Origin of the sequence: Halomonas sp. A3H3 (genome assembly GCF_000982975.1) — a bacterium.
Classification (GTDB): domain Bacteria; phylum Pseudomonadota; class Gammaproteobacteria; order Pseudomonadales; family Halomonadaceae; genus Vreelandella; species Vreelandella titanicae.
The window spans coordinates 4,467,761-4,480,841 of the sequence record NZ_HG423343.1 but is presented as its reverse complement, the minus strand read 5'-3'; the positions used below and the strand labels follow the sequence as shown (position 1 = coordinate 4,480,841).

The following is a 13,081-nucleotide window of genomic DNA, read 5'->3' as shown; positions in this document are numbered from 1 at the left end:
GCCTCGTCTCTGGAAAACCCGGTTCGCCGAGAATCCGCTACGGGCGCTGATCGATCCACGCCATCCTGACCGACAGAACAAACAGCCGGAGGCCACCGTTCATGCGCATTGACGACATGAGCATCGACCAGTTGCTGGAACTGAATCAATACATCTGCCGGCGAATTGATGAACTGCGTGACCGGGAGAACCTCCAGGCGCTGAGCCAGTTGCGGGTGGGCCTGAAAGTGACCTTCGAGAGCCGGGAAGGCCCCGTGCTGGGGATTGTCACCAAGATCAACCGCAAGAGCGTGATCGTGCTGGATGAGGATGGCAGGAAGCAGTACAAGGTCTCGCCGGAGTTATTGAGACCTCTCCGGGACGTGAAGTAGGTCAACTACGTCTTGGAATGAACGCTTACACTACACGGGGCCAGGACGATAACGGCAAGACCAGTACCAAAGCGAGCATCAAGCTAGTCACGCCCTTTCAGGCGGGACAGATCCAGCGGCTAATCAGTCAATGCCCAGCGACAACCCAGGAGTGGTTCAGCGGCAAATACGGGGCAGCCGTAAAAGTGCCCCAGGCCGATTTCGACAAGCTACGTGCCTCACTCACCAAGCGAGCCGTGAAATAACGGCTCAATCTGACTACTCATCGTCTAAAAGAGGCGTGTATGCAGATACTCTCCATGCCACAAGGCTCTCCGGAGTGGCTGGCGGCGCGTCTTGGGCGCATCACCATGTCAGAACTCAAGACATTGCTGGTAAACGGCAAAGGCCCCGGTGGGTTGGGTATCGGAGCCATTACCTATATGCACCAGTTGATCGGTGAGCGGATAACCGGCGAGCTGGCCGAGCCATTTCTAGGCAATGCCCATACCCGTCGTGGGCATACGCTGGAAGGCATTGCCCGTGCGCTCTACTGCGATACCACTGGTGAACCCAAGCCACACGAAGTGGGTATCATCCTTAACCACAGCGTGGGGTACTCACCCGACAGCCTAGTAGGCGCTAATGGCTTGCTAGAAATCAAAACCAAGTTGCCCAAATATCAGATAGAAGTGCTGCTCAGTGGTCAGATACCCGAAGAGCACATACCGCAGTGCCAAGGCGGGCTGTGGGTCAGCGAACGGGAATGGATCGACTTTGTGAGCTACTGGCCGGGCATGCCGCTGTTTATCAAACGTGCCTACCGCGACGAGATTATGATTCGCAGCATTGCTGAGCGGGTCGAGGCCTTTCATGAAGAAATGGATCAGCGTATGAATCAAGTGATGGCAGCGTAACGCAACTCATACCTCAAAATTCAAAAAAGCTATCTAACAACATAGATGCCGGGGTCCCCACTCCGGCACCTTTATTTTTTGGCAACGTTCACATATAGCAATCGAAAGGTGTGGAAGAAGCTAATACTTATCAAGTCACTCTTTCATTTACAGAAACCAATATCATCACCATAGTCAAGCCATTCGCACAACGTATGCTCGTTAAGGTCCGAAAGATCACATAGCACTTCCAGACGCTGAAGCAATTGCAGTTATTGCTACAAAATTATGAGTATAAATTGTTTAGCTTACTTTTCTCCACAGCCAGTACCGCGTCATTCATTTCGAAGGTTTCTTCAATGGGACCATTGCCAAAGCCAGCGTTCAACCCTGGAGTCTTCAAATCAGCTCTCATCTACGACGCTGCTGCCGTCATCTTGGTGCATAACCATTCAAGCGGTGATCCCGAGCCAAGTGATTCAGATAACCCTGTCACTCAGCGGCCATTGAACCCTGGATCTAATGGTTATTCGAGAGGTAGATCAGGTGGTGGTTGGGAGCAATGGATATAAGTCATGTGCAGAGATGGGATATTTATACATATGTAACTAACGAGTAGGAGCTTCCGTCGTTGTCAACTTTAATGGAAGGGGCATTTTTATGGTAAAAACAGTTACCGACCAATTAGAAGTAGGTCTTGATGATCATCTTATTACAGTGTAACAAGGGCACTTGTGTCGTTTGAATTTCACTAGAACAATATATTACCACTTTAGTATACAATCCGAACGATAAGACAAGCATGTCGCTAGCTACCCTTCAGCACGTGGGTAAGTAACATTACAGAAGGTGTAAATAATTGAGTAAAGCAGGGATACAGTCCAATCGAGGTGATGGTTACCAAACTTTAGTTGCTTTCAATTGGGCTTTGTTCGTTTTAAAAGATCCTGATTATCAATGGCTTGAAGTCGATTCAGTTTCGTGGTCTGTGGACGACATTGTAGTTGGCAAAGCCGATGGCACCATAATTTGTTGTCAGTGTAAAAAAAACCAAACGTTACATAGAGCCTGGTCCTTCGCTGATCTCACCAGCGAGTTGCGTAAGGCAATTGACTTGCTGTCCAATAACTCGAAAGCTTTCGTACGTTTCTATTCGCGTAGTAATTTTGGTGAGCTCGCGGCATTACGCGAACAAAGCACCAACTTTGCCGATGAACCAACCTATCACACAAACCTAGGAGAGGCGCATAGAAAGATAGATTCACAGCTTGATCAGCTGCTTTCCGAGCAGTTGTCAAGCTTGTCAACCTATCAATTCCTTCAACGTACGAAATTCGAGGTTAGTCCAGAGCTGGACCAAATGAAGTTATTACTGATCGAACGCTTACGCCAATTGGTAAGCAACCATTCAGTGGCCTACGATTCATTATGGGTAAGTCTTGATAACCTCGGCATGCGCGAGAATAACTACGACCAAAGTGGCGCTCCACTACATCAACTAACAAAAGAAGATCTGAAGGTACTATTAACAAATACAGGCTCTATATTGAGCTCCCCTATGGATGTAGTTGAAATACGTGCTTTATTCCAAAGTACTTCTGCCATTGGTCGTTCATGGCGCAGAGACATTGGCAATGAGTATGTGTCTAGCCCATCGGTCAACGAACTCATCAAGGCAATAGAAGACAAATATTGTTCTATACTGCTGACCGGTTCGCCTGGATCAGGTAAGACCTGCGTGATGCTAGCTGTGCAGGATGCACTAGAGCAAATTGCACAAACTCGCTCTGACTTGCTGCCACTGTTCATTCAAGCGCGTGAATTTGCTGACACAGCTACTGAGCAGGACCGCCAAGCACATGGCTTACCAGAGCATTGGGTAGAAAAAGCGGCACGCATGTCGGAAGATGCACATGTAGTAGTGATGATCGACTCTCTTGATGTACTCTCCATCGCCCGTGAGCACAGTGCAATTACATACTTTTTGGCGCAGATTGATCGTCTTCTGCTACTTCCCAATATCACTGTAGTTACTGCTTGTCGCGATTTTGATAGGCATTACGATCGGCGAATTGCCCAGCGCGATTGGGACAAAGAAGTCACTTGCCAGCCATTAGATTGGTGCACTGAGATAGCTCCGCTGCTTGGCAAACTTGGAATTGACGTATCAACAACTGATGCAACCACACGCGATTTAATTTGTAACCCGAGAGAATTGGCGCTGTTCGCGGAATTGGCACAGCAAAGAGGTTCCTTCAACATAGTGACTAGCCAAGAGTTGGCGCAGCGTTATCTTGCGATTATAGTCCAGGGTAATAGCGCATTAGGCGATGAAGCTATGCGAGCCATTGAAAACATTGCTGCTGAAATGCTTAAATTACGCAGCCTTACGGTGCCATCCCAACGGTTTACTGCATCTCAAGATATCAGACGCACGCTCCTCAGTAATAAGGTTTTACATCAGGCTGAAAATGGACAACTTACTTTCGGACATCAAACCCTACTGGATGTCTTAGTAACGAGCGGTGCAGTTCGCCAAGCTGAGACTTTGAGTGAGTTCATTCAACGTTTATCGCCAGTCCCTTTTGTGCGTCCAAGCATTCGAAGCTATGTCATGCAGTTGGTATCCGGCGATCGTCGCGAATACCGCAAGCAACTGCGTACTGTTTTGACTGGCAAGCATGCCTTCCATCTTCGCCGCTTGGTGGTAGAAACCTTTGCTGAACTCCCTCCATGCGATGACGACTGGCCGTTAATACGAGATCTACGCACTCAAAACCATGAAATATTTCAGGTGATTTATACTCAGGGGAAGCATACGGAATGGCATTTCTTCTGGATGAAGCATCTAGTGCCTATATTAAGAGATGATTGCGATGCTGATGGACTAATGATACATGCGCACAGAGTGTCACAATGGAAGAATGATGACCCCGCTGGAGTTTCCGCCTACTGGGCTGAGGTACTGTCACTAGAAAGTGTCGATAAAAGCCAGTTGATTAGTTCTATGGCACGTGGCATCGCGCAAGTTGATGAATACCATTTGGGTTTGTATGTGCCACTGCTTGTTGAACTTATTAAGTTACCTAGACCGCAGTACAGTTTTCTCGGACATGCCTTAGCTTATGGCGTAAAAAAAGGTGGCTTGGACGATGCTATCTTATGGCAGTATATCGTAGATGAAATTAGCGATGAGGATGTGCTTTCCTACAATTTAGAAAACAAACTACATTGTCAGCCGCATGAATTTGGCAGTCGTAATGACAAGTTTCTCGCAACACGAATGAAGGAATCGACGAGATTACTCGATTTAGCTCTTACAACTATTGAAAAATGGAGTGAAATTAAAAGGTCACGTTATGGTTATGCCCCGTTATCCTATAGGAGTTTTTTTCTTCAAGATACCTCATATGCCGACGTGCATTCACAGAACGAGATTCATCACATAGATAGCAAAAGGGTTTTGCTGGACGCAGTTGAAACTGCCATTGTGCATCACGCAGCCACTCAATCAACCTGGTGGCAAAACAATAGAAAACGCCTGTGCTTCAGTGAAGAAGGTTCGCTGCGCTATTTCGCAATTCTCGCGTGTATAACAACACCAACCGCAAACATAGACATTATTAGCAGCATATTGTGTGAAAAAACATTGCTTGAGTCTGACCTGTCTTATGAAGTTGGCACATTGATACAAAAAACTTTTTTGCAGCTGGAGGCAACAACACAAAACTTAATACTATCTACAATTTTAACACTTCATGAGCAAACTACTGATGAGCCAAGTCATCGTGTTTGGATACTGAGTAAGCAAGCGCAACTGATTTTAACCATTCCATGCCACTATCGTTCTCCTAATGCGCAAGCCGTTTTGGATGAGTGCGAAAAGGAGCTAGGGCCGATAGTCCGCCAACCGCATATTGGTCACTATAGCGGTATAGTTCATGCCCCCTTTTCTTTCGAAGTTTTTCTTGAGACAAGTGATGATGGAGTAATATGTCTCCTGGATCACTACAGTGGACATAAAAAAGACTCTTATGATGACGTCCTGACGGGCGGTGAACGAGAAGTAGGTGAGCAACTGCGCGAAGCAGCTTCGCGCCAACCTTCTCGGTTCATTAATCTTCTGTCAGCGAATTGGGAAAGGGTCGAGGAACATTTTCGCGATAACCTCATGGAAGGAGTTGCCACTTATTTGGCGTACCGCCATGGCAACTTAAATACAAATAATAATTGGTCACCCAAAGAAGAGCCTGATGCCCCAACACTGGCACAGCAAGTGCTTGATGAGTTGATAAGTCACCCGAATCATTGGCATCACAACCGCGCCGCTTCTGAAGCGATAAAAAGCTGCTCATATGTAGTTAAACAGGCTCGGGATGTTGAGAGGCTTGTATCTTTAGCTGTTGGTTTCTCAACATTACAGGAGGAGAGCTCTGTATCTGGAGATTCAGATGATTTGCTTACAATCGGCCTCAATATGGCCCGAGGTAAAGTAGCTGAAGCCCTAATTATCGTGGCTAACCAGCTTGATACGGAGGCCCTACCATGGCCAGAGCTACTCGCGAATACGCTACACCTATTTGTAAGAGATGAGAATTCTGCAATTCGCGCTCTGATTCTAATGCGAATGCCCTACTTGCAGAGCAATCATCCTGAACTAGGCTGGGAGATGTTTGATATAGCCATGCGAGAAGGAGGCACTGGACTATGGGCAGTTGCTGAGCCATGTTTGTATTATGCCTACCGTAAAAAATTTGAGATCGTCACCTCGTGGCTAGAATTCATTTATTGTGAAGGCCGCGGTAAGGATCTAAAGGTATGGGGCCGAATTTCTGCGTTGGCAGCTTTCACAAAACAACTAGACTTTGCTATCTTTCTCGAAGATATCAAAAGAGTGAAATCCGTAGAAGCATGGCTTGGTGCAGCGAGCGTATGGAGCCATGTGGGCAATATGCATAAACATAGAAAAGAGTGCCTCGCTGGCTTAGAGGCTGGCTTGAATGAAGAAGCCCCATATGCACTTGCAGTCGCACGCAAACTCCGCAGTCTGTTTCGGGAAATAACGCCGCTGATCGTTGTCCCTCTTGAATTGATACAGCGTTGCCTCTCTTTACTTGAAACCGAAGCTGATTCTTCGCGAAGAGACTTATTTGGCTTCGATGCTTGGTTAAATGCTACTTCGCTTCGAGAACCAATGTATGCATTAGAAGTTACTGAAGTTTACTTTGGTTATATTCGACGCTCAGCAATCCAAGTATATGATCACGAAGACAATCTAACTCAATTACTAACTCGCTTATTCGCTCAGGCCGAAGAATTGGAAGAGGCAGACGACGGAGCCATGCTCAAGCGAGTAGTAGCCATACAAGACGAGCTGTTAGCACTGGGTGTCAATGGCATGAATGAGTGGCTTGAGGCTGCAGAACGACCATAGGCTATGTATAAGGCCGTAAGAATTCAGATGATTAACGCTACTATACCGAGTCCTACACTTATTCAAAAACGGTATTTTTTGCTATCGTTACAAAGCTTTGTAATCATCTCCTCCGAGCGATCTGGGCCGTTACAGGTTGACGTCGCATTACGAAAATTACGCATTAGATGTGCGTACTCTATCCGCAGAGAGGTCGCGAAAATTCCTGGATCGTCCGATCCGACTGAAACTGTGACAGGCACCAGGGCATTGTTGGTTTCTTGGCCGAGCCAGTTCTGAGCGTGGTGGTCTTCATAGCATTCGTGAATACTGATCCGAACATTGCTGCTCGGTAGCGTCTCGATAGCAATGCGTCGCTCATGCAATAGCTTCAGCACACAGTGCTGTAAAGTCTTAATAATATTTAATGACAGAACATCAGTCTCACGAAATACGACGACGTCCTCTTGCATACGGCAAAGCTCATCAGACTTGGTTTTGATACCGTGTCTTCGCAAGAAAAGCTCGTAAGCAGTCTTCTTAGACTGTTTGGACACCTCATGCAGAAGCGCTTCGGCACGTAGCCTTGGTTCAACATCACGCAGACTGGCTTTCCTCGCGAGTGGATCAAGTCTACGCAATTGCCAAGCATCGACAAGATGTTCAACAGAAACACTTGGGTCTTCCCAGAGTCGCATCGATAGGCTCTGAATTTCCGCGTCGATCACAGGCAGCCAGCTAGTACAAGCGCGATTACTAAGAAGAGTAGCGCGTGCAAAGACCAAGTCATCGAGGCGATCTTCCAGAGGAAGAATGACGTGACCATCTACCGCACGCCACCATGTTTCGGCATTCAGTCCCGATGCAGTTGCGTGTCCTATCCGACAACCTGCATCAAGGTCAAGAAAGTGGACGGCTTCGCAGATTGCTCTAAGCCCCGAAACAATGTGAGCAAAATCTTCACCTGCATGGTAAGTGAAACGTTGCATGCCTGCGTCCCGCATCCGGCGAAAGGCCGGGGCAAAGACTTCAGGGCCAGCGTGGCGTTCGTTGCTTGCAGCATCAACACCTCGAATCAAGGTATCGAGCCCAGGCGTGCGCTTAATGACGGAAATCAGGGCTCGTGCTGACTGGTCTGTTTGTTGCCGAGCTATAGAATCACGGCATCTGGACCGAGCTTTGCCGCCCCTATAAAAAGCTTGACGTTCCTCAACATCAGTCATCTTGATGAAATGCGCTACCAACCCTAGCCGAAGACGTCTCGGAGATAGTGAAATATTCTTCCTCACAGCCGAAGCTTTCAATGCCTCATGATCACAACGGCCAATTTTTTTACCAAGTTCAAGTTCGCGTACTCGTTCGAGCAAATCACCAAGAGAACCATATTCCAGCGACACTGAGGCCGTACCGGCTTCACCGAGTTCTTCTTCACCCAGAAAGCGAAGATAGCCGCGCAGAACCTGTCCGAGCAGGGCAGCAGTCCGATCCGGTGTTATTTTCGGTGCGAACCTGCCCTCAAGATAATCTACACCTTTCTGCTGAACTCGTTCGATTTGCCGGAAACGCTCGGCAAAATCTTTTTCTGTATCTTCTCTTAACTCGTTAAGTGTTATGTACTGAAACTGATCGAAGCCAACTTGAGCAACCTGCTGCACGAGCAGCCGGCAAAATTGAGCACGCAGCAGCGCATAGTGCCACAACATAAGCCCTCTTTTGATACTTGGGTCGTTCGGGGAGGTAAAGTCTGCGAATATGGTACAAAGGAGCCAAGCCTCATGCACCACTTTAGGGAGCCTAGTGTGCTTTTTCGAAGGAAGCGCATTATGAATTGCCTTGCGATAGCAAGTAGTCGGGTCTGTTCCCTGGTTCTCCTCATAGTTTTTATTAAGCAGCGCGGTTTTGAGCGCAATAGCATCGTTTACGCGACGCCTTAATAATTCGCCGGTTAGAGCATCATCTTCCTGTCTGAGTAGATGTTCTACCCCGTTACCAATATTGATGCGAATCCCCGAGTCTCTCGCTTTACGCTTCAATAGAGCGCCAACCACGTGATCCGGGCGCTTGAGCGCATCGCACCAAACCTTCTCGGCCTCAGTTGTGCCGTTTAGATGCATGTGAATCTCATCAAGGCCCTGCGTTCGACACAAATAATCGAGAGCCGGTTCATCATCAACAGGAAGAGTAGAGTCGCATAGCCAAAGCGCCATGCGTTCGACAGCACTGCGCCGACTTCGTGTCTCATGATTTTTCGACTCGGAAGAAAATAACCGCGGCGTCATCCAGGCCGAGGTTATAAGCATTGGAGGGACAACGAGTACGAGATCCTGCCATTGTTTGAGCAATTCGCTACGGACGCGTAACGAACCATCATGCCCCTCACGAAGAAATGTTTCGGCCAGCATAGAAAGCAGGTTAGGCAAGAGGTTAACGAATGAGCCGCTAATACGGGTGTTGGTTGCTCGCCAACTATGCCCTTCCGAACCGTCATTACTTGAACGCTCTAGCTGCCTGTTCATTCGATGCAAGCGGTTTTCGATTGCCTCATCCGAAAGCTGGGGTCTCAAGTACCTTAGTCGTGCGAAGCGCCCAAGTTCGTAAGCCTTTCGAACTTCTTCCATCATGTCTCGTGAGCGAGGCAGGGTGACTCCTCTCAACATAACGCCAACCTTTACCCTAGGCCTAGCCTCCAGCGCACGCAGGAATTCGACGTTTGTTAGAAGGGCCTTCGCATACGCAACTAGCTCGCTCGCGTCGAAAGCTGCATCTGCCCCAGTATGGCTCAGCATTAGCTAGTCCTCGATTATTTGCGCTTTGTCTCGGCGTATCTCGGCATGACATTCAGCAGGTCATAGAATCCTTCAACCGTAATAGTTCGCTGGCTGCCACCATCCGTTTTCTGAATGTTACCTATCTTAATGGTTACCTCTGGGGCAGTCGTCCAATCATCAAAATTCGATTCGTTAACTTTTTCAAAGTCATTGGTATCGTTCCAATATTTGAGAGTTTCACGAACAACGTTACGCAAATTCTCTGTATTGGAACCACTCCTATATTCGGCCTTGGGATTAAGAAAAGCCCAGACTAGAGGACAGGACAATAAAACCGCAGCCAATGGATGAAGGCTAGCTTGCTCACTGTCGGACCTGGCCCGGGCCAGAACACGCCCAAGAGGAGCGTCCGATGTCTTTGGACTTTCCCGTTTTCGTACGGTTTCGCCAGCTGTCATAGCCACTGCAGCATTGAGGACGATGGTGACTTGACGATGGAATATTTCACCGCTGTTTGTTGGCAAGCCCGGATCTCTAAACTGATCAAGGCTGTGCAAGTCGTCAAAAAGCCTTGAAGCAAGTGTTCCTAGAAGCGCAGGAGATATTGAGGCACTCGTTCCGAGCTTGCGGGCAAATTTATGCCAGTCTTTCAGATGATCAAAAAATGTCTGAAATACGCCTATTTCATCGGTAACTTTTTTAGATTTTTCTGGTGGTTCTTCGTCATTACTGATGCTGTCTACTCCATAGAGCAGTTCTTCAACGCTGCTTTCTGCCCCTGCTTGCCCACTTCCAAAAAATGGAATGGTATGTTCAACAGCAAGCGCGACAAGGCCGCTTATTTCGAGATTTTTCGACTGAAGAATTTCACTTATCGCTGCAAACAGCGATAGAGCAGAAATCGAACGCTGGGTTTCACCGGATTCGTTGAAGCGCCGCGAATAAATCATGTTCAGAATTGGGTTGAACACACCAGCTCGATCATCCTCAAGGAATGCCTCCATAGCAAACCATGCCACGTTTTGACGCGCTAGAAGCAAAGTATGGTCGCTACTGCCTTTATTTTTGAGCAAATTGATCCATTGACGCGCAGCATTGTTCTTAGCGTTTTTATTCAACACATTAAAGTCTTTGCTATCACTTGATGCCAGACCGTAAACACGTTCAAGTACTTTGTTTTCATCCTCTGCCAATGCTACCGAGCCGAAGGCAATTGGGCGTTGCCGATCGTTCATATCTCTTCCACGACGGATTGCATTAAGCCGCGCAGCGATATCTGGCATGTGCGGAGCATCCAGACGCCATAGAAACTCAAATACCTTCAGGCGCTTCTCTGGGCTGTCAAGCTGAGGTAACTGGGTCATTGTGATTGGCAATGCAAATACCAGCAGAGCCTTAAGTACTGTGCCACTATCTTTCATGCCATTCGCAACGGCAAGAGCAATGCAATGGAGAGCGATTGCCCTTTCCTTTTCTCCAAGATTACCGAAACGGATAAGTGAAGCAGGCTCCTCCTGCCCGATAATCCATTCGAAAGCGACTCGAAGTTCATAGTCAAATGAGTTAGTGTCGAGCAGATCTGTCGGTATGTGCAAAGTGCGCAAACGGGTCTCAAATACTCGAAGGACAGCTCTGCGCCCATAGCTAACATCGCTTTCATTGGGATTGGTCGGGTGATCCAGTGCTTGAAGGTAACCTAACACAAGGCGAAGATGCTCTTTGCTCATCACTTTTAAAAAGGGGTGATCATCTCCTTGGCCTTCACGAAGATATTTTCGGACACGCTTGCCTGCCCAACTGTATAGCTCTTCAGTAGCACCACCATAGCTTGGCCGGACGTTTATACTGCCAGCTAGCACACCGAGTGGAAGCATCGGTATCCTATTTTGCGGCGGTAGAATCTTCAGGAGGTATTGTTCCTCAAGTTCCAGTACTGCATTCGACAAGCCCTTCTTATCGCTGCCCATTATTTCGAGGTCATGCTTAATGACGTCATTACCAAAGGTCGCGTAGATGTGTTTGCGCTGTAAACGACCGTAAAGTTCTAGGTCCCCAGAAAGGATCAATACTAATTGCGGTGAGGTCAAGTACTTCCGAATTGTTTCAAGAATCGTGTGACCATGCTGGAAATTTGTGTCCACATCATCAAAAGCGAGCACAAATGCTTCTTTGCCCAAGATTTCGAGCGCAAGCGCTATATAGCGATTCAACTTAAGTTCAAAATTAAAGCCCTTACGAGCCTTTTGTAGTCCGCGGCTCATGACCCATTGAGCGTCTTCCCATTCAGCCCCATAGGCCGAAGCCGGGCCAATTCCGTCCAACAAGCGAAGTCCTTCGGCAAGGGCTTCTAATGCTAAATCAAGCTCTTCGAACTTACGCTCGTCTAGCGTCATGCGTAAGTTAGCGTCTTCTATAGCCTCTTCTATTAGCTGAAGGATGAGGATAACAATATTTTCTTTTGTTTCAACCAGAGTGGGGTCAATCATACGCATAACAAGAAGTTTCCTCGAAAGAGCCTGATCTCGCTGCCTAAGCTCTTCTAGCGTATTAAGCACAAAGGTTGTCTTGCCGCTTCCACGTCCTCCTTCGACGAGAATCGCTCTGTGCGACCTTGGGTAGTAGATCGCACCTTTATCCTCTTTGACAGGATCTTCGGGAATATTGTCGAGCTGTTGCCGGACCAGATATTTCAGGCGCTCAAGCCCGTTCGATTGTAGAAAATGATCTGTATCTGCATTATCGAAAACATTCGCATTCATATTCGCCAGATCGATAACTTTCGGGCTGTCAGATTGATCCATTAGATGCGCCTTTGCTCACGTATTTAATTCATTTTTATCATGTATTAGTAAGAAATGTTGGCGCTTTGTGGTAGAAATTTTACAAAATAACCATAAACTCACATAAAAGAGGCCCCAGCTCTAACAATCATGTAAATAGGTCATTTGACCAAAAATTCTCAAAGAAGCGCATTTTAAAAATTATTGGTGGCTGCTGCTCCAAGTCATGTGCTTATTGCCTAAATTTTGGCCAAGCGACGTTTCCAGAGAACAAGCTTGACAAAAAGCCTCAGCCTGCATGCTAAATTATCTCCAATCCATTCTTCATACAAAAGCGCGGCTAAGTGGCATCGTAGTGATACCTATTTTCGTTCATAGTCTCTAGTTCATTGAATAGAGTTGCTTAAGAGCCTTCCGAACCAAGTAGATATTAAGGATGATGTCAGCCAGTTGTAAGCACTCATTACTCTTAGATTCGAGCGAAACCTCTACTCCTTAGCGAGTGGGCAAGCACAAAGAAGAAACATGGGTATAGTCTGAGTCAGGCTAGGTATAAATAAAGGAAAAAAACTATTAGAGAGGGAGGAATCGTCCAACTATGTTCAGCTCTGCCTAGGGAGAACCAAAACCAAAGTATGGGCTGGGGTATGGGCTGACTAAATTACGATCGAGTAGGAAGGGGAGTCGCCTCCCCTGTCCTCTCACACCACCGGGCATACGGTTCCGTACCACGGCGGTTCATGCAGAACGTTTAAGCCATCTTACCGTATCCAGTACCGAGATCAGTCCCTGGTCATAAAACCATTTCCTCGGCAGGGCCTGATTCATGTGCGAAGCCCCGGCATTCCACCAGGGGCCTCGACCGTTCCCCGCC

The 13,081-nt window shown here is 47.4% G+C and carries 7 protein-coding genes; 5 read left to right on the top strand and 2 right to left on the bottom strand.

The features are described from left to right. Nucleotides 1–101 precede the first annotated feature (101 nt). The 5 genes from HALA3H3_RS20265 to HALA3H3_RS20250 all read left to right on the top strand — a co-directional run bounded on the left by HALA3H3_RS20265 (nucleotide 102) and on the right by HALA3H3_RS20250 (nucleotide 6,680). A complete protein-coding gene (locus HALA3H3_RS20265) occupies nucleotides 102–371 on the top strand; it encodes a hypothetical protein (RefSeq protein ID WP_022519664.1) in 270 nt (89 codons plus the stop codon). Between the two features lie 17 nt (nucleotides 372–388). After that, complete coding sequence (locus HALA3H3_RS20260) at nucleotides 389–616, top strand: hypothetical protein (protein ID WP_022523364.1); 228 nt, start codon at nucleotides 389–391, stop codon at nucleotides 614–616. 39 nt (nucleotides 617–655) lie between these two features. Then, nucleotides 656–1,267, top strand: coding sequence for a lambda exonuclease family protein (locus tag HALA3H3_RS20255; RefSeq protein WP_022523363.1), 612 nt, complete (start codon nucleotides 656–658; stop codon nucleotides 1,265–1,267). Between the two features lie 338 nt (nucleotides 1,268–1,605). Next, entirely contained in the window at nucleotides 1,606–1,818 is a 213-nt protein-coding gene (locus HALA3H3_RS27865) for a JAB domain-containing protein (RefSeq protein WP_238326124.1), read from the top strand. Nucleotides 1,819–2,105: 287 nt separating this feature from the next. After that, a complete protein-coding gene (locus tag HALA3H3_RS20250; protein WP_022523362.1) occupies nucleotides 2,106–6,680 on the top strand; it encodes an AAA family ATPase in 4,575 nt (1,524 codons plus the stop codon). A 62-nt stretch (nucleotides 6,681–6,742) separates the two neighbouring features. On the opposite strand, the gene HALA3H3_RS20245 is transcribed toward HALA3H3_RS20250, so the two are convergent. Continuing rightward, nucleotides 6,743–9,277 carry an amidohydrolase family protein gene (locus HALA3H3_RS20245; protein WP_199105103.1) on the bottom strand — a complete coding sequence of 845 codons (2,535 nt, stop codon included), beginning with the start codon at nucleotides 9,275–9,277 and terminating at the stop codon, nucleotides 6,743–6,745. Between the two features lie 182 nt (nucleotides 9,278–9,459). Then, a complete protein-coding gene (locus HALA3H3_RS20240) occupies nucleotides 9,460–12,228 on the bottom strand; it encodes a hypothetical protein (protein ID WP_022523360.1) in 2,769 nt (922 codons plus the stop codon). Nucleotides 12,229–13,081 lie beyond the last annotated feature (853 nt).

Coding starts and splice junctions, on each gene's coding strand:
- HALA3H3_RS20255 (WP_022523363.1), top strand. CDS start 656: ATGCAGATACTCTCCATGCCACAAGGCTCTCCGGAGTGGCTGGCGGCG.
- HALA3H3_RS20265 (WP_022519664.1), top strand. CDS start 102: ATGCGCATTGACGACATGAGCATCGACCAGTTGCTGGAACTGAATCAA.
- HALA3H3_RS27865 (WP_238326124.1), top strand. CDS start 1,606: ATGGGACCATTGCCAAAGCCAGCGTTCAACCCTGGAGTCTTCAAATCA.
- HALA3H3_RS20240 (WP_022523360.1), bottom strand. CDS start 12,228: ATGGATCAATCTGACAGCCCGAAAGTTATCGATCTGGCGAATATGAAT.
- HALA3H3_RS20260 (WP_022523364.1), top strand. CDS start 389: ATGAACGCTTACACTACACGGGGCCAGGACGATAACGGCAAGACCAGT.
- HALA3H3_RS20245 (WP_199105103.1), bottom strand. CDS start 9,277: ATGGAAGAAGTTCGAAAGGCTTACGAACTTGGGCGCTTCGCACGACTA.